The 16,332-nt window shown below is 58.4% G+C and carries 19 protein-coding genes; 16 read left to right on the forward strand and 3 right to left on the reverse strand.

Going from position 1 to position 16,332, the window contains the following annotated elements; genetic code table 11:
- The 12 genes from AAAB35_RS10655 to AAAB35_RS10710 all read left to right on the forward strand — a co-directional run.
- Positions 1-474, forward strand: a 474-nt coding sequence (locus tag AAAB35_RS10655) for a glycoside hydrolase family 3 N-terminal domain-containing protein (RefSeq protein WP_340668252.1), incomplete at its 5' end; no start/stop codon positions are given.
- Positions 475-489: 15 nt separating this feature from the next.
- Positions 490-1,353, forward strand: coding sequence for a ScpA family protein (locus AAAB35_RS10660; protein WP_340668253.1), 864 nt, complete (start codon positions 490-492; stop codon positions 1,351-1,353).
- A gap of 31 nt (positions 1,354-1,384) precedes the next feature.
- Positions 1,385-2,071 carry an SMC-Scp complex subunit ScpB gene (gene scpB / locus AAAB35_RS10665; protein ID WP_340668285.1) on the forward strand — a complete coding sequence of 229 codons (687 nt, stop codon included), beginning with the start codon at positions 1,385-1,387 and terminating at the stop codon, positions 2,069-2,071.
- A 185-nt stretch (positions 2,072-2,256) separates the two neighbouring features.
- A complete protein-coding gene (locus tag AAAB35_RS10670; protein ID WP_340668254.1) occupies positions 2,257-2,484 on the forward strand; it encodes a twin-arginine translocase TatA/TatE family subunit in 228 nt (75 codons plus the stop codon).
- Positions 2,485-2,542: 58 nt separating this feature from the next.
- Positions 2,543-3,169: a Sec-independent protein translocase protein TatB gene (gene tatB, locus AAAB35_RS10675; RefSeq protein WP_340668255.1), complete on the forward strand. Its 627-nt coding sequence runs from the start codon at positions 2,543-2,545 to the stop codon at positions 3,167-3,169.
- Entirely contained in the window at positions 3,166-3,990 is an 825-nt protein-coding gene (gene tatC, locus AAAB35_RS10680) for a twin-arginine translocase subunit TatC (RefSeq protein WP_340668256.1), read from the forward strand. Before tatB ends, tatC begins: the two co-directional genes overlap by 4 nt.
- A gap of 69 nt (positions 3,991-4,059) precedes the next feature.
- Positions 4,060-5,343, forward strand: coding sequence for a serine--tRNA ligase (gene serS / locus AAAB35_RS10685; protein ID WP_340668257.1), 1,284 nt, complete (start codon positions 4,060-4,062; stop codon positions 5,341-5,343).
- Positions 5,344-5,359: 16 nt separating this feature from the next.
- A complete protein-coding gene (gene surE, locus AAAB35_RS10690; protein WP_340668258.1) occupies positions 5,360-6,118 on the forward strand; it encodes a 5'/3'-nucleotidase SurE in 759 nt (252 codons plus the stop codon).
- Positions 6,115-6,768 carry a protein-L-isoaspartate(D-aspartate) O-methyltransferase gene (locus AAAB35_RS10695; protein WP_340668259.1) on the forward strand — a complete coding sequence of 218 codons (654 nt, stop codon included), beginning with the start codon at positions 6,115-6,117 and terminating at the stop codon, positions 6,766-6,768. Before surE ends, AAAB35_RS10695 begins: the two co-directional genes overlap by 4 nt.
- A gap of 201 nt (positions 6,769-6,969) precedes the next feature.
- Positions 6,970-8,301: a peptidoglycan DD-metalloendopeptidase family protein gene (locus tag AAAB35_RS10700; RefSeq protein WP_340668260.1), complete on the forward strand. Its 1,332-nt coding sequence runs from the start codon at positions 6,970-6,972 to the stop codon at positions 8,299-8,301.
- A gap of 114 nt (positions 8,302-8,415) precedes the next feature.
- Positions 8,416-8,670, forward strand: coding sequence for a type II toxin-antitoxin system HicA family toxin (locus AAAB35_RS10705; RefSeq protein WP_340668261.1), 255 nt, complete (start codon positions 8,416-8,418; stop codon positions 8,668-8,670).
- On the forward strand, positions 8,667-8,996 hold the full coding sequence (locus AAAB35_RS10710) for a type II toxin-antitoxin system HicB family antitoxin (RefSeq protein WP_340668262.1): 330 nt from the start codon (positions 8,667-8,669) through the stop codon (positions 8,994-8,996). The genes AAAB35_RS10705 and AAAB35_RS10710 overlap by 4 nt, the downstream gene beginning before the upstream one ends.
- 14 nt (positions 8,997-9,010) lie before the next feature.
- Here AAAB35_RS10710 and AAAB35_RS10715 read toward each other — a convergent pair whose 3' ends face one another.
- Positions 9,011-9,874 (reverse strand): ATP-binding protein, encoded by an 864-nt coding sequence (locus tag AAAB35_RS10715; RefSeq protein ID WP_340668263.1) that lies wholly within the window; start codon positions 9,872-9,874, stop codon positions 9,011-9,013.
- Between the two features lie 163 nt (positions 9,875-10,037).
- Here AAAB35_RS10715 and yajC point away from each other — a divergent pair, with 163 nt between their 5' ends.
- The 4 genes from yajC (at position 10,038) to AAAB35_RS10735 (ending at position 13,957) form a co-directional block, all read left to right on the forward strand.
- Positions 10,038-10,379 (forward strand): preprotein translocase subunit YajC, encoded by a 342-nt coding sequence (yajC, locus tag AAAB35_RS10720; protein ID WP_340668264.1) that lies wholly within the window; start codon positions 10,038-10,040, stop codon positions 10,377-10,379.
- A gap of 62 nt (positions 10,380-10,441) precedes the next feature.
- A complete protein-coding gene (gene secD, locus AAAB35_RS10725; protein WP_340668265.1) occupies positions 10,442-12,712 on the forward strand; it encodes a protein translocase subunit SecD in 2,271 nt (756 codons plus the stop codon).
- A gap of 4 nt (positions 12,713-12,716) precedes the next feature.
- Positions 12,717-13,106: an Mth938-like domain-containing protein gene (locus tag AAAB35_RS10730; protein ID WP_340668266.1), complete on the forward strand. Its 390-nt coding sequence runs from the start codon at positions 12,717-12,719 to the stop codon at positions 13,104-13,106.
- A gap of 14 nt (positions 13,107-13,120) precedes the next feature.
- Entirely contained in the window at positions 13,121-13,957 is an 837-nt protein-coding gene (locus AAAB35_RS10735) for a phytoene/squalene synthase family protein (protein ID WP_340668267.1), read from the forward strand.
- A gap of 17 nt (positions 13,958-13,974) precedes the next feature.
- On the opposite strand, the gene trmFO is transcribed toward AAAB35_RS10735, so the two are convergent.
- Both trmFO and AAAB35_RS10745 read right to left on the reverse strand, forming a co-directional pair.
- Positions 13,975-15,384: a methylenetetrahydrofolate--tRNA-(uracil(54)-C(5))-methyltransferase (FADH(2)-oxidizing) TrmFO gene (gene trmFO / locus AAAB35_RS10740; RefSeq protein WP_340668268.1), complete on the reverse strand. Its 1,410-nt coding sequence runs from the start codon at positions 15,382-15,384 to the stop codon at positions 13,975-13,977.
- A gap of 85 nt (positions 15,385-15,469) precedes the next feature.
- Positions 15,470-16,330, reverse strand: a complete 861-nt coding sequence (locus AAAB35_RS10745) for an aldo/keto reductase (RefSeq protein ID WP_340668269.1) — start codon at positions 16,328-16,330, stop codon at positions 15,470-15,472.
- Positions 16,331-16,332: the final 2 nt, after the last annotated feature.

The raw sequence follows: 16,332 nt of genomic DNA on the forward strand, positions 1-16,332 counted from the left end.
GATACGCATCACGAGTTGCCGACGGTTGCGACGCCGTTCGACGAGCTTGCCGAGCATGATTTCGCGCCGTTCCGCGCGCTTGCGGACCTGCCGATGGCGATGAGTGCGCATGTGATCTTTTCAGCGATAGACCCGAAGAGCCCCGCAACCACCTCCGGCAAGGTGGTGGAGGAGGTCATTCGCGACCATATCGGTTTCGATGGGCTGCTCATGAGCGACGACATCTCCATGAATGCACTTTCTGGGGATTATTTCGATCGCACCAAAGCAATCTTTGCCGCCGGACTCGATATCGTGCTTCATTGCCATGGCATCATGGATCAGATGCGCGCGGTTGCGGCGTGTACACCGGAGCTCGAAGGCAAGGCGTTCGAGCGGGCAATGCGTGCGATCAAATTCAAGAAGCAGCCGGATACCTCCAACGAGGAGGAACTCCGGGAAGAATTCCAGCGCTATTTCGAGGCGGTGGCATAGAAACGTGAGAGACCCTTGGCGGCGACGGAACAGAAGTTAAACGGCAACAGCGGAGCGCCCATGGAGGCGCTTTGGGAAAGTCCGTCCGATCGCGGCGTCAGCGAACCCTTGCTTGTCATTGATATCAAGGGTTTCGAAGGTCCACTCGATCTATTGCTGCATCTGGCGCGCAACCAGCGCGTCGATCTCGCACGTATTTCGGTGCTCGCCCTTGTCGAACAGTATCTGATCTTTATTCGCCAGGCCCAAGCGTTGCGGCTTGAGCTCGCAGCCGATTACCTCGTGATGGCAGCCTGGCTCGCCTATCTGAAATCCAAGCTGCTGATACCGAAGTCGCCTGGCGATGATGGCGAAAGCGGCGAGGAACTTGCGGCTACCCTCCAATTCAGGCTGAAGCGGCTCGAGGCGATGCGCGATGCCGCGATGAAGCTCGTCAATCGCCCGCGCCTCGGACGCGATATCTTTGCGCGCGGCATGCCTGAGGCCGTTATCGTCGACCAGACAAATACCTATGCGGCGACACTTTACGAGCTCCTGACCGCCTATGCATCGCAACGGCAGAAGCGGGCAGTGTCGCAGGTTCAGATTGCCCGGCGCACCGTCTGGTCGCTCAAGGATGCGCGTGAAATCCTCATGCGCCTCGTCGGTGAGACGAAGGACTGGACCGCGCTCGATCAGTATCTGCTTGAATACATCGTCTCGCCGGCGGAACGGGTAACCGCTATTGCGAGTTCCTTTGCCGCAACTCTCGAAATGGTGCGCGAAGGCCACCTTGAAATTCGCCAGACAGCCGCCTTCGATCCGATTTACCTGCGTAACAGGCCAGCCAAGGCGATCGAACCTTATTTCGAGCCGACGGAGGATGTCGTCAATGGCTGACAACATTCGCGACGCCATTGACGACGAGGACATGATTGAGCCGGGCGAAAGCTGGACGGCCCGGGTAGGCGTTTCCGAAGCCCTGCGCATGGTGGAAGCCATTCTTTTCGCATCGGCTGAGCCAGTTACAGAGAGGGCGTTGCAGGAGCGTCTGCCGTCCGGGGTCGATGTCCCGGCACTCCTCGGCGAGTTGCAGGAATTCTATTCAAAGCGTGGGATCAACCTGCGTCAGGTCGGTGGCGCCTGGGCGTTTCGCACCGCCGCGGACCTCGCCTTCCTGATGAACCGCGAAGCGGTGCAGCAGAAGAAACTGTCGCGCGCGGCGCTCGAAGTTCTCGCCATCATCGCTTACCACCAGCCGGTGACACGCGCGGAATTGGAAGACATCCGCGGCGTCGAGACTTCGAAAGGGACCCTTGATGTCCTGATGGAGACGGGTTGGATCAAGTTTCGTGGCCGCAGGCGCACTCCCGGACGGCCAATTACCTATGGCACGACGGCATCGTTCCTCGATCATTTCGGTCTGCAAGAGGTGCGCGATCTGCCCGGCATTGACGAATTGCGCGGGGCTGGCCTGCTCTCGCCGCGTATGCCCGTGAATTTCTCCGTTCCGGTCCCTACCAATGATCCGGATGAATTGACCGATGACGAAGATCCGTTGACGGACATCGATCTCGAAGAGCTTGGTCTTTTGACGCCACGCGTCGAACATGATTGAGACAAGCTTTCGACTTAAGGATAATGTGGCTTAAACAACCCTTCGCGCAAGATTTTGTGCGGGTTTTCAACTTGGGCCTTGCGTGTCGCTTACATGAATGTGAAAGAGCAAGCAGCTCTAGTGTTTGAAAAGCACGGGGAAAAGGCATAGATCAGCCCGAACCATTGGGCGAATGTGAGGAAAATATGGGTAGTTTTTCAATCTGGCACTGGCTTATCGTGCTTGCAGTCGTGCTTCTTCTGTTCGGGCGCGGCAAGATTCCTGAACTCATGGGCGATGTTGCCAAGGGCATCAAGAATTTCAAGAGCGGCATGAGCGACGACGACGAGGCCACTGCCGACAGCTCAAAGACGATCGACAACCAGACCGGCCAGCCTGTGAACTCAGTCAAGGAAAAGACGACCAAGTCTTGATTGGCAATGATTAGCCTTGTCATGGGCGCGGCACATTTGCCGCCCTGGAGCATGTTGAATGTTTGAAGTTGGTTGGTCGGAAATCCTGGTTATCGTGATCGTCCTGATCGTGGTGGTCGGTCCGAAGGATTTGCCGAAGATGCTGCGCGCCTTTGGCAAGGCGACCGCGAAATTCCGCGCGACGGCGGGGGAGTTTCGCCGCCAGTTCGATGAGGCTCTCAAAGAGGCTGAGCTTGATGATGTCCGCGACATCATCAACGACGCCAAGAGCCTTGATCCCCGTAGCGACATCCGCAAGGTCTTCGATCCTGTGCGGACGATCGGTGAAGATATTCGCTCAAGTCTCAAGGATGTGGCGGCTACCGCCAAGGATAACGTAGCTGTACCCGATCCCAGTGCGCCCGGCGCAGTACAACTTCAGCCCCAGGTGATGGAACCGCTGCCGGCCGCAACGCAGACTGCTGCGGCGAATACAGTCGTCGAGACAAAGGCAAAGACCGAAGCGCCAGCGAAGAAAGTTGCTGCCAGGAAGGCGAAAGCGACGACGGAAAAGGCCGCCGAAGCGAGGGCTCCCAGTGAAAAGCCCGCTGCAGCCAAGATGACTGAGGCCAAGCCTGCCAAGGCACCCGCAAAAAGGGCATCCAAGCCGCGCGCCAAGACCGGCGATACGGGGACACCATCTTGAACAAGTACGACGACGACATCGACAAGAGCTCGGCACCGCTGATCGAGCACCTCATAGAATTGCGTCGACGCCTGATCTGGGCCCTCTTGGCTTTTTTCGTTGCGTTCCTCGGATGCTTCCACTTCGGCAAGCAACTCTTCAATCTTCTCGTTATTCCTTATCAATGGGCCGTGGGCTGGGCGGGTTTCGATCCGGCCAAGGCGCAGTTGATCTACACGGCGCCACAGGAGTTCTTCTTCACGCAGGTCAAGATCGCAATGTTCGGCGGACTTGTGCTGGCGTTCCCGGTGATTGCCTCTCAGATCTACAAATTCGTCGCGCCCGGCCTCTACCGCAATGAACGCATGGCGTTCCTGCCGTTTCTTATTGCATCGCCGATTCTCTTCCTCATGGGGGGAGCGCTCGTTTATTTCTTCTTCACGCCAATGGTGATGTGGTTCTTCCTCGCCATGCAGCAGCAGGGCGTCGCCGGAGAAGTACAGATCTCGCTTTTGCCCAAGGTTTCCGAATATCTCAGCCTAATCATGACGCTGATTTTCGCATTCGGCCTCGTGTTCCAGCTTCCGGTCATCGCGACGCTTCTCGCCCGCGTCGGTCTCGTCGGCTATGATGGCATGAAATCGAAGCGCAAATACGCCATCGTCATCGCCTTCATAGTTGCCGCGGTGATTACCCCGCCGGACCCGGTCAGCCAGATCGGTCTTGCGCTCCCGACGATCATTCTCTACGAGATTTCCATCTGGATGGTGCGTCTGGTCGAGAAGAAGCGTGCGGCGGCCGATGCCGAAGCGCAATCGGGCTCAAGCGAAATCTCTTCCTGACGGTCTCCGATTTCGCCGGGCCTTTGTGCCCACATGCCAATTCAATACATCCAAGACGGCTTTACTCCCATGCTCGACATCAAATGGATCCGCGAGAATCCGCAAGCGCTTGACGCAGCTCTGGCCAAACGGGGCAACGAGCCGGCATCGTCCCGCCTGATCGAGCTCGACGAAAAGCGCCGCCAGCACATTGCCAAGCTGCAGGAGGCGCAGGAGCGCCGGAACGCCGCCTCCAAGGAGATCGGCAAGGCCATGGGCGCCAAGGACCTGGCGACAGCGGAGCGTCTCAAGGGCGAGGTCGCTGAGATCAAGCTGTTCTTGCAGTCGGCAGAAGAGGAAGAGCGGCAGTTCGACCGCACGCTCAACGAAGCGCTGTCGGTACTGCCGAACATTCCGCTCGACAGCGTACCTGTTGGCAAAGACGAATCTCACAATGTCGAAGTCCATCGTATTGGCCAGTTGAAGAATTTCGCGTTCGAGCCGAAAGAGCATTTCGAAATCGGCGAACAACTCGGCTATATGGATTTCGAGCGCGCGGCGCGCCTATCGGGCAGTCGCTTCACGGTTCTGAAAAGCCAGCTTGCACGGCTCGAGCGGGCGCTTGGACAGTTCATGCTCGACCTCCATACGAAGGAGCACGGTTATACGGAAGTGAGCCCGCCGTTGCTCGTCAATGACGAGGTTCTGTACGGTACCGGACAGCTGCCGAAATTTGCCGAGGATCTGTTCCAGACAACGGATGGACGCTATCTCATTCCGACCGCCGAAGTACCGCTGACCAATCTGGTGCGCGAGGAAATCCTCGACATACGAGAGCTGCCGATCCGCATGACCGCGCTGACCGCTTGCTTCCGCTCGGAAGCGGGATCCGCCGGGCGCGACACGCGCGGCATGCTGCGCCAGCACCAGTTCATGAAGGTGGAACTGGTATCGATCACCGATGCGGATCGCTCCGTTGAGGAACACGAGCGGATGACGTCGTGCGCCGAGGAAGTCCTGAAGCGGCTCGATCTTTCCTTCCGCACCGTGACGCTCTGCACAGGCGACATGGGCTTCGGCGCCCAGAAGACTTACGATATCGAGGTCTGGCTGCCGGGCCAGAAGACCTATCGCGAGATTTCGAGCTGCTCCGTCTGCGGCGATTTCCAGGCACGCCGCATGAATGCGCGCTACCGTCCCGAGGGTGAGAAGTCGACGCGCTTCGTCCACACGCTCAACGGATCCGGTGTCGCGGTCGGACGCGCGCTTATCGCCGTTGTCGAAAATTACCAGAATGAGGACGGCAGCGTTACGGTTCCTCAAGCACTCTTGCCCTATATGGGTGGGCTGACACGGATCGAAAGAGCCGCTTAACAACAAGGGTAGGGCGATGCGCATACTTCTGACCAACGATGATGGAATTCATGCGGAAGGTCTGAGTGTGCTTGAGCGCATCGCCCGATCGCTTTCAGACGATATCTGGGTAATTGCGCCGGAGACCGACCAGAGTGGCCTTGCGCACTCGCTCACGCTTTCCAATCCACTACGTCTGCGCCGGATCGACGAGCGCCATTTCGCACTGCGCGGAACGCCGACCGATTGCGTGATCATGGGCGTGAAGCATCTGATGCCCCAACCGCCAGACCTGATCCTTTCGGGAGTCAATTCCGGCTCGAACATGGCTGACGACGTTACTTATTCGGGTACTGTCGCAGGCGCAATCGAAGGCACGCTCCTTGGCATCAAGTCGATTGCCCTCTCGCAGGAATACAATCTCGACGGCAGCGCGCGCGTCCTGCCGTGGGAGGTCGTCGAGGCACGTGCGCCCGCGCTTTTGAAGAAATTGCTCGCCGTCGAATTGCCCAAGGGCGTACTCGTCAACGTCAACTTCCCTAGCTGCGATGCTGCCGATATCGCCGGAACCCGGGTGACCGTGCAGGGCAAGCTTTCACACGGGCTGGCCATCGAAGAGCGCCACGACGGTCGCGGTCTCCCCTATTACTGGCTACGTTACGGTCGCGGCAAGGATGTGCCTGCCGAGAACAGCGATGTGGCGGCGATCCGCAAGAACTTCATTTCGATAACTCCCCTGCAGCTCGACCTTACCGCGCATGAAACGCGGGCTGCGCTGGAGGATGCCTTCGCATGAAGCCTGCGCTTTCTGAACGGGAAGGATTTGCCGCATTCGTCCTGCGCATGCGCTCGCAAGGAATTACGGACCAGCGGCTGCTCGGCGCGTTCGAGGCGACACCACGCATGGCGTTCGTCAATGGCAACCTCGGCACTGTAGCCTACGGCCAAGGCATGCTGCCGATCGAGTGTGGCGAGGTCATGGAAGGGCTTGACCTTCAGGCACAACTGATCAAGTCGCTCGACCTCGAGCCGACGCACCGCGTCCTGGAAATCGGGACCGGGACGGGCTTTACCGCAGCTGTCATGGCGCGCCTCTCGGGACGGGTCCTGACGCTTGAACGGTACAAAACGCTCGCCGACCTTGCACAGCAGCGGCTGCAGGCCCTGAAAATCGAAAACACCTTTATCAAGCATGCCGACGGCAGGCACGGCCTTGTCAATGACGGTCCGTTCGACCGGATTGTCGTCTGGGGATCGTTTGAGAGCTTGCCGCGCCAGTTCGTCGACCTTCTTTCTTCGAACGGCGTGATGATCGCGCCGATCGGGGCGGTCGAAGGTAGGCAGGTCATGGCTCGGCTCTCCAAGATCGGCAGCCGTTTCGAGCGCCAGGACTTGATGTCGGTGCGTTTCCTGCCGTTGATCGAAGGCGTCGCTGCGGCCCTCTGACCACACCCGGCACAGTTCCTGTTCCGTAGCATTGGTCCTGCGCCGTTCGCAGTGCACAACCTCGATGTTGCCGGGGAAGGCGCAACCGTTTACGGGTTTGGTGAATTTTTCGCAAATTTTATGAGCACTTTAACCGTCGGGTAACATTAACGCGATCTAATGGTGCCAATATTCTTGTATTGAGTACGGGCGGGACATGCGATGCGTTTGAGTACATTAGACAAAGCGTCACGGCGGCTGGCTCTAAATGCCGCTATTCTTACGGTTGCTGGATTGGCTGCAGGTTGCAGCTCCGGCGTGCAGCGCTTCACCAGCGCCGACTTCAGCTCCGGCTATAGCGACAACCAGCGTTCGATCATGGCGCAGAACAACGGGCCGCAGCCCTATACGCCACCAGTCGATTCGACGCAGACTGCTTCGGTCGGCAGCGGCAAAGTCCAGCGTGGCAGCCTGCCACCGGTTGGTGCGGCAAGCACATCGGCCCTGCCGCCGGTATCCTCACAGCCGGCGCGTCCGGCGCTTCCACCGGTTGCTAGCGCCCCGACGCGCGGCCAGCAGATGGCATCCGCCGAGCCGGTCCAGCCCATGAAGGCGGCGCCCCTTGGCTCCAGTACAAACACCTTGAAGACTCCCGACGGACGTGAAGCACGCATGCCTGCCCAGCCAGCCCATAATTCTGCAAACAGTGTTGCCGTGTTGCCGCAAGCGCCGCAGGTAAAGACAGCACAGCCCGCCTCTACAACCAAAAATACAACGCCGGCTAATAACAACGGTTCGTATATCGTACAAAGCGGTGATACGCTGCATGCGATTTCGCGGAAAACCGGCGCGAATGTTGATGCCATCAAGCAGGCCAACAATATGACGACCGGTACGGTCCGCATCGGCCAATCCTTGATCATTCCGCCTTCGAGCGGTTCGCTTGCGCAGAATGTCGCTAATAACATGAAGGCGAAAGGGTCAGTCGATCAGGTCAAGACCGCATCGACCCCGCCTGCAGAGCAGCCGAAGGTCGTCGCTAATGCCGCGCCGCAGACTGCAGCCGCACCGGGAGCGGCCGTTTCCGCCCAGCCGGACGGTCAGGCCAAGCCCTATACGCCGCCGCAGGCGAGCGAAAAGGTTATCGACGACGCTGAGAAAGATGTGGCGGCTGCACCTTCCGCTACCGGCGTCTCCGGTATGCGCTGGCCGGTACGCGGCCGCGTCGTTGCCAACTATGGCAAGGGAAGCGATGGCATCGACATCTCCGTACCGGAAGGCACACCGATCAAGGCCGCTGAAAATGGCGTCGTCATCTACTCGGGCGACGGGTTGAAGGAATTCGGCAACACCGTCCTCGTGCGCCATGACAACGGGCTCGTAACTGTTTACGGAAACGCCAGCAAGCTCAACGTGCAGCGTGGCCAGAAGGTTAAACGCGGCGAAGAACTTGGCAAGTCCGGCATGACCGGCAACGCTACCCAGCCCAAGCTGCATTTCGAGGTTCGCAAGAATTCGACGCCAGTCGATCCGACGAAATTCCTCGAGTCCTGATCGTACTGGACGAACAAATGGAAAAGCCCGCGCATGTCGCGGGCTTTTGTTTTCATACCCCTTATTATGCTAGCAATTGATGCTTGCAGATCGTATATTTGATAAAGGATTTTTGTGAATAGCAGGCACAGGAAGACCTTGATCGCAGTCTTCGTCGACCCAGTTTCCGGTTCCATTGCATGGTCAGATATTGAACGTTTGCTCATCAGTGTGGGCGCAAAAACGATCGAGGGTAGTGGTTCCCGTGTGAAATTTGAAAAAGATGGAGAGGTGGAAAGCTTCCATAGGCCCCATCCCTCCAAGGAAGCCAAGCGTTATCAGGTGCGCGCCGTGCGATCCTTTCTAGATAGAATTGGAATAAAACCATGAATGTCATGCACTATAAGAACTATACAGCGCGTATCGAATACGATGACGAGGATGAAATCTTCTTCGGTAAAATTGCTGACATCACGGATGGCGTTGGTTTTCATGCCGATACGGTGGCTGATCTGAAGGCGGCATTTCACGAAGCCGTTGATGACTATATTGAGACGTGTGCCAAGATCGGCAAGGAGCCCCAAAAGCCATTTTCCGGTAAGATGATGTTCAGGGTGAAGCCGGAAGTACATCGCCGTGCTGCGCTTGCCGCAGAGCGAGCCGGTAAAAGCCTCAACCAATGGGCCGAAGAAGCGTTGGACAAGGCGGCAGGCTGAATCCCTGCCGCACGTTAGAGCTTTTTGCCGAGGCGTCCGGCGAGATCCTGCGTGAATTGCCAGGCAACGCGACCCGAACGCGATCCGCGCGTCGTCGACCACTCGAGCGCCTCGGCATGGAGATGTTCCTTTTTCACCGCAAGGTCAAAATGTGCCGCGTAACCGTCGATCATGGCAAGATAGTCATCCTGGCTGCATTTGTGAAAGCCAAGCCAGAGACCGAAGCGGTCTGACAGGGATACTTTTTCCTCCACGGCCTCCGAGGGATTGATGGCTGTGGAACGCTCATTCTCGATCATGTCGCGCGGCAGCAGATGCCGCCGGTTGGACGTCGCATAGAAAATGACATTGTCAGGCCTGCCTTCGACGCCGCCTTCAAGTGCCGCCTTCAGCGACTTATAGGATGTGTCGTCATGGTCGAAGGAAAGGTCGTCGCAGAACAGGATGAAGCGGTAGTCCGTATCCTTGATGGCTGCCATGAGAGCGGGGAGACTGCCTATGTCCTCGCGGTGAATTTCGACAAGCTTGAGTGGATGGCCTGCCTCGCCGGAGGCCGCATTGACGGAGGCATGCACCGCCTTGACGAGCGAAGATTTGCCCATGCCGCGCGCGCCCCACAGAAGGACATTGTTGGCCTGAAAGCCCTCGGCAAAGCGCCTGGTATTGTCGAAAAGGATATCACGGACATTGTCGACACCGCGGATCAGCGAGATGTCGACACGGTTGACCTTGCTGACAGGATCGAAGGCCAGGTGGTCCGGATTCCATACGAAACAGTCGGCGACATCGAGATCGACCGGCTGCGGCTCGGGCGGAGCCATGCGCTCGAGCACGTCAATCAAGCGATCAAGTTTATCCGTCAGCAATTCCCGTGACATTCTCATCAAGCCTTTGTTTTATCTGCGCACTTGCAACTATCATGTTGACGATAAATCGAAAAGCGGCACTCACGGTTTTGTAAGGTTGCTTTTGCCAGCGCAAACATTGTATTGCGCTGGCTCTGGTATAATCAAAATAGGTCTTCTCTGGAGGTTTGTCTCAATGTTCGTAACTCCTGCATATGCACAGGCGACGGGTGCCGGCGGCGCACCGGAAATGCTCATGAGCATTCTGCCATTCATCCTCATCTTCGTGATCATGTATTTCCTGATCATCCGTCCGCAGCGCACGGCGGCCAAAAAGCGCGAGGAGCAGTTGAAGGCCATCAGGCGCGGCGACACGATCATTACTGGCGGCGGGTTCATTGCCAAGGTCATCAAGGTTTACGAGGATACGGGCGAACTCGACGTCGAGATCGGCGAGGGCGTCAAGGCGCGCGTCTTGCGCGGCATGGTGGCGGATGTGCGGGTCAAGGGCGAACCGGTTGCCGATAACAAGAAATAAGGCATAGTTACGGGGCGGCCATCGAGCCGCCCTGTTGATTCTATGCCGAAGGTTATTGCCGTATGCTCTATTTCAGCCGCTGGAAGACCGTACTCATTTGGGCCGTCGTTCTGGCAGCCGTTGTATTGGTGCTTCCCAATCTCTTTACGCAGGATCAGCTTGTAAAGCTTCCGGACTGGCTGCCCAAGAAACAGCTTGCGCTCGGCCTCGATCTCGAAGGCGGGTCACGTATCGGCCTTCAGGTCGACAAGGACCATCTTCCAGATACCGAAGCAACGATGGGGGTCCTGACCCGCCGTTTGAGCGAGCTCGGATATACCAACCCCAATGTCGAGGGGCAGCGCAACGGACGTATCCTAGTCGAAGTGCCGGGCCTTTACGATTCACAGCTGCTCAAGGACATTTTGAGCCTGACTGGCGAGCTCAGTTTCCAGATGGTGGACTCGTCGGTGCCTGTACAGCAGGCGGTCGATGGAACCCCGCCTGAAGGCGATGAGATCGTCTACTCCTTCGACGATCCGCCAGTTCCCTATCTTGTAAAGACCGAGCCGCTGGTATCCAACAAGAACTTCGTCGATGCGCAGGCCGGCATTGATACCGCGTCGCAGGAGCCCGTTGTGACGTTCCGGCTCGACAGCATCGGTGCCGACCGTTTTTCCAAGGCGACCAAGGCCAATGTCGGTCAATCATTCGCGATCGTGCTCGACAATCAGGTCCTCTCCGCTCCACTCATCAGCGAGGCAATCCCCGGCAATACCGGGCAGATCACGGGTAATTTCGACCTCTCCGGTGCAAGCAATCTTGCGCTCGTCATGCGGGCAGGGGCCTTGCCAACCGATGTGACGGTGATCGAAGAGCGCACTATCGGCACTGACCTTGGCGCCGCGGCCGTGACTTCCGGCAAGATCGCCGCGCTTATCGGCGCAGCACTCGTCATCCTGTTCATGCTGCTCACCTATGGTTTCCTCGGTGTCATTGCCAGCGTGGCGCTTGTGGTCAACGTGCTCCTCATCCTTGCCGTGCTGACGCTTTTCGGCGCGCCGCTGACGCTTGCCGGCGTTGCTGGTATCGTGCTGACCATCGGCATGGCGGTGGATTCGAACGTTCTTATTTACGAGCGCATCCGCGAAGACCGCCGGGCAGGCTTTTCGGTGATCCAGGCCATCGACTCCGGTTTCTCCCGGGCGCTTGCGACGATCGTCGACGCCAATGTCACCACCCTGATTGCCGCACTGGTCCTCTTTATCCTCGGTAGCGGCCCTGTGCATGGCTTCGCGCTGACGGTCACCATCGGAATCGTCACGACGCTTTTCACAACCTTTACTTTGACCCGCTGGCTCATATCGATGTGGGTGCAGCGTTCGAAGCCGAAGGAAGTGCCCGGCGCGCCGCTCAAGCTTGTGCCGAACGATACTAGAATTCCCTTCATGAAGCTGCGCGGGCTAACGCTCGGTTTTTCTGCCCTGTCGAGCATTGCTGCGATCGTGCTTTTCGCAATCGTCGGCATGAATTTCGGTATCGATTTCAAGGGCGGCACAATGGTCGAAATCCAGTCGCGCCAGGGGCCGATCGACCTCGACGACGTCTACAGCCGGCTCGACGATCTGAATATCGGCGAGGTCAAGATCGAACCGTTCAAATCGGACGACCGCGCCTTGATAACCGTCGGCAGCCAGGGCGAGGGCGAAAATGCCGAGCAGACCGTAGGCGTCAAGATCCGCGGCGAACTGCAGGACGATTATGATTTCCGCCGGGTCGACGTGATCGGTCCATCCGTTTCGAGTGGTTTGTCGCAGGCGGGCGCGCTAGCGGTGGTCCTTTCGCTGGTCGCGATCCTTGCCTATGTCTGGTTCCGGTTCGAGTGGCATTTCGCGCTCGGCGCGATCCTTGCCACGATTCACGATGTGGTTCTCATTGTCGGTATGTTCGTGATCTTCCAGATGGAATTCAATCTCTGGAGCATCGCGGCGCTGCTTGCCATCGTCGGCTATTCGCTCAACGATACGGTGGTCATCTACGACCGCGTACGCGAAAACCTCAGGCGGCATGGCAATGCGATGTCCCTTTCCGCTATACTCGATGCGTCGATCAATCAGACCCTGTCGCGCACGATCCTGACATCGCTGGCCACGTTTCTCGCCCTCATCATGCTCTACATCTATGGCGGTGAAGATGTAAGATCATTCGCGTTGACCATCGCAGTTGGTATCGTCGTTGCAACCTATTCCTCGATTTTCGTTGCCGGGCCGCTTCTGATGCTGTTTGGCCTTAAGGGTCGCGATGTGATCGACGATTCAGCGGCGGCGACAACCTCTGAGCAGAACGGAGTTTAAGGAGTTGGCTAAGGGCATTGAAATCCGGGACGCCCACTTTCCGGGGCGCGCGCCGATCGATGCCTATGGCAATGGCGGCTTTCGCTTTTCCGACATGTCCCATCGCGGTTCGATCCTATGCCTTCCGTCGGGCATTCATGGCTGGGAGCCGAAAGCCCCGCCTGCCCTGACTGTCGCGGACCTGTCGCTCGTCATCGAGCAAGCGGACGATATCGAGATCCTTCTGGTTGGCACCGGATCGGAGCTGCGCCGATTGCCGCAGGAACTGCGCGACGCGTTGCGCAAACACCGCATTTCCGCTGATCCGATGAGTACGGGAGCGGCAGTGCGGACATATAACGTCCTGCTAGCCGAGGATCGGGCGGTGGCGGCTGCCTTGATCGCGGTCGACTAGGCTTCTGCAGCGCGATGAACGCCAATGAAACCTACTGCATGCAATTCTTGCGTGATGCGGATCCGGATCGCCATGTATCGATTCTCTATGCACCGCAGGCGAAGCGAAGCGCGCTCGCTTCCCTCTACGCCTTCAATGCGGAGATCGCCCGCATTCGCGACCTCATTCACGATCCGTTACCCGGCGAGGTGCGCCTGCAATGGTGGCGTGATCTGATCAATGGAACCGAGCATGGGGCGGCCTCCGCCAATCCCGTTGCAGCTGCCCTCCTCGATACGATCAACACATTCGATCTCCCAAGGCACGCGTTCGACAACTATTGCGAAGCGCGCATATTCGACCTCTATGATGATCCGATGCCGAGCCGGAACGACCTCGAGGGCTATTGTGGCGAGACCGCGTCGGCTTTGATCCAGTTGGCGTCACTGGTGCTGGATGAGGATGCCGCTCCGACGCATGCCGATGTAGCCGGACATGCCGGTGTCGCCCAGGCGATTGCCGGCTTGCTGCGGCTTTTGCCACTGCATAGGCGACGCGGCCAGATTTACGTTCCGGCCGATATTCTTGCGGCCGTCGGTTGCAGCCCACAAAACCTCCTCGACGGCAAGGATAGAGAAGCGATCGCACGGGCAGTCGCCGCCATGATTGCGCTTGCAGAAGACCATTTGGCAAAGTTTGAAGCGGGTACGAAGGAACTACCCGTCAGCCTGCGTCCGGCCTATTTGCCAGCAAGGCTTACGCCAATCTACCTGAAAAAGCTGAAAGCAAAAGGCGTGGATGCCGCAAACGAAGTTGCGAATATTTCGCCGCTGCGCCGTCAGTGGGCCATGCTGCGCGCTTCGATCAGCTAGGTTGCGCGGATAGCTCTTCACTCCGCCGCTTCGGCAATCGCCGGCAATCCCAACCATGCGCGGCAATCGGCGAGGGCGCGGGCACTCATCGCGCGCTTCTTGGTATTTGATTTTTCCTTGCCGCGCAGCCGCTTGCCTTCGGCCTTTGGCGCCTCGATCGGCGGGAATAGGCCGTAGTTAACATTCATCGGCTGGAAGGAGCGCTTGCCTGGTTCCTCCTCGGTAACGATATGGCCGCCAGTGATGTGCCCGAGCAGTGCGCCGAAAGCGGTTGTCGGCGGAGGCGGCGTGACGGGATGGCCAAGCCGCTCGGCGGCGGCAAAGCGGCCGGCAAGGAGACCGATGGCGGCAGATTCCACGTAGCCCTCGCATCCGGTGATCTGGCCGGCAAAGCGCAAGCCAGGCCGGCTTTTGAGCTGCAGTGTCGGGTCAAGGAGTACCGGTGAATTCAGGTACGTATTGCGATGCAGCCCGCCTAGGCGGGCAAATTCTGCATTCTCGAGGCCGGGGATCATCCGAAATATCTCGGTCTGCGCGCCATACTTCAGCTTGGTCTGAAAGCCGACCATGTTGTACAGCGTGCCGAGAGCATTGTCCTGGCGCAACTGAACAACAGCATATGCCTTCACTGTCGGATTGTGTGCATTCGTGAGCCCCATTGGCTTCATCGGACCGTGGCGCAGGGTCTCTGGCCCCCGTTCGGCCATGATCTCGATGGGCAGGCAACCGTCGAAATAGGGTGTGCCTTCCCATTGCTTGAACTCGGTTTTTTCGCCGTCAATCAGCGCCTGCACGAAGGCTTCATACTGCTCCTTCGTCATCGGGCAATTGATATAGTCCTTGCCGGTACCACCCGGCCCAACCTTATCGTAACGCGACTGGAACCAGCAGACGTTCATGTCGATCGCGTCGAAATGCACGATCGGCGCAATGGCATCAAAAAAGGCGAGGGCATCGGCACTGGTCTCCCGGCCGATCGCCTCGGCGAGCGAAGGCGCGGTCAGCGGGCCTGTCGCGATGATGACCTTGTCCCAGTCTTGCGGTGGCAAGCCGGTGATTTCCTCGCGTTCAATCTTTATGAGCGGATGCGCCTCGAGCGTTGCGGTTACTTTTTCCGAAAAGCCCTCACGGTCGACGGCGAGCGCGCTCCCGGCAGGTACCTGGTGGGCGTCGGCCGCGGCCATAATCAGGGAGTTGCCAAGCCGCATTTCGGCATGGAGAACGCCAACCGCGTTGGTCTCGGCATCGTCGGATCGGAACGAGTTTGAGCAGACGAGCTCAGCAAGGCCATGCGTCTTATGCGCGTCCGTGCCGCGCACGGGGCGCATCTCATGCAGGATTACCGGCACGCCGGCTTGCGCCAGTTGCCAAGAGGCTTCGGAACCGGCGAGACCGCCGCCAATGATGTGTACAGGTTTAATCAACATGGACTTTCCAATAAACGCTTTGTCAGTCCTCATCAATGCGCAAAAGCCGCCGCAGAGCGAATGCGGCGGCCCGCTGTCAAGTTGCTCAGGCGCTGGCTTTGTCGAGGTCGACAACGTCGTCACGTGAAAGGGTGAGCGACGCGGCTCTGATAAGGCTCTCCAACTGTCCCAGCGACGTCGCGCTCGCAATCGGAGCCGTCACGCCCTCACGCTGCATGATCCAGGCGAGGGCGATTTCCGCAGGTTTCGCCTTGTGCTTGGCGGCTATGTCGTCGAGGGCAGCAAGGATGCGAAAACCGCGCGGGTTGAGGTAATCCTTGATGCCGCCGCCGCGCGCGCTTTTGCCAAGGTCGGCTTCACCGCGATATTTGCCGGAAAGGAATCCCCTGGCGAGGCTGAAATAGGTGATAACGCCAATGTCTTCGGCGATGCATAGGTCGCGGAGCCGTCCGTCGTAGCTGTTGCGGTCATAGAGATTGTACTCCGGCTGCAGCACATCGTAGCGCGGCAGGCTTTCATCCTTCGAAACATCGAGCGCGGCACGCAATTGTTCGGCATCGAGATTGGAGGCGCCGGCCGATTTTATCTTGCCGGCCTTCAGGAGCGTTGCGTAGGCTCCGAGTGTCGCCTCGTAGGGTGTTTCGGGGTCGGGCCAATGGGAAAGGTAGAGGTCGATCGTATCCACCTGTAATTGCCGCAGGGATGCTTCGGCGGCCTTGGCGACATAAGCTGGCGAAAGATCCTTCCTGCCTTGGCCCATGTCGGAACCGACCTTGGTGACGATCACAACTTTGTCGCGGTTCTTGCGCGATTTCATCCATTCACCGATGATCGTTTCGGACTCGCCCCCCTCATTGCCCGGCACCCAGCGTGAAGAGGCATCCGCAGTATCGATGGCATTGAAGCCCGCATCAATTAGGACGAGGCGAAGGCGGTTGCGAGCCAAGA

Source organism: Phyllobacterium sp. (assembly GCF_037994425.1).
Classification (GTDB): domain Bacteria; phylum Pseudomonadota; class Alphaproteobacteria; order Rhizobiales; family Rhizobiaceae; genus Phyllobacterium.

Bases quoted from the DNA above. Each gene is read 5' to 3' on its own strand.
- scpB (WP_340668285.1), top strand. From the start codon at position 1,385: ATGATTGAGCCGGGCGAAAGCTGGACGGCCCGGGTAGGCGTTTCCGAA.
- AAAB35_RS10670 (WP_340668254.1), top strand. From the start codon at position 2,257: ATGGGTAGTTTTTCAATCTGGCACTGGCTTATCGTGCTTGCAGTCGTG.
- tatB (WP_340668255.1), top strand. From the start codon at position 2,543: ATGTTTGAAGTTGGTTGGTCGGAAATCCTGGTTATCGTGATCGTCCTG.
- serS (WP_340668257.1), top strand. From the start codon at position 4,060: ATGCTCGACATCAAATGGATCCGCGAGAATCCGCAAGCGCTTGACGCA.
- surE (WP_340668258.1), top strand. From the start codon at position 5,360: ATGCGCATACTTCTGACCAACGATGATGGAATTCATGCGGAAGGTCTG.
- AAAB35_RS10695 (WP_340668259.1), top strand. From the start codon at position 6,115: ATGAAGCCTGCGCTTTCTGAACGGGAAGGATTTGCCGCATTCGTCCTG.
- AAAB35_RS10700 (WP_340668260.1), top strand. From the start codon at position 6,970: ATGCGTTTGAGTACATTAGACAAAGCGTCACGGCGGCTGGCTCTAAAT.
- AAAB35_RS10710 (WP_340668262.1), top strand. From the start codon at position 8,667: ATGAATGTCATGCACTATAAGAACTATACAGCGCGTATCGAATACGAT.
- AAAB35_RS10715 (WP_340668263.1), bottom strand. From the start codon at position 9,874: ATGTCACGGGAATTGCTGACGGATAAACTTGATCGCTTGATTGACGTG.
- yajC (WP_340668264.1), top strand. From the start codon at position 10,038: ATGTTCGTAACTCCTGCATATGCACAGGCGACGGGTGCCGGCGGCGCA.
- secD (WP_340668265.1), top strand. From the start codon at position 10,442: ATGCTCTATTTCAGCCGCTGGAAGACCGTACTCATTTGGGCCGTCGTT.
- AAAB35_RS10735 (WP_340668267.1), top strand. From the start codon at position 13,121: ATGAACGCCAATGAAACCTACTGCATGCAATTCTTGCGTGATGCGGAT.
- trmFO (WP_340668268.1), bottom strand. From the start codon at position 15,384: ATGTTGATTAAACCTGTACACATCATTGGCGGCGGTCTCGCCGGTTCC.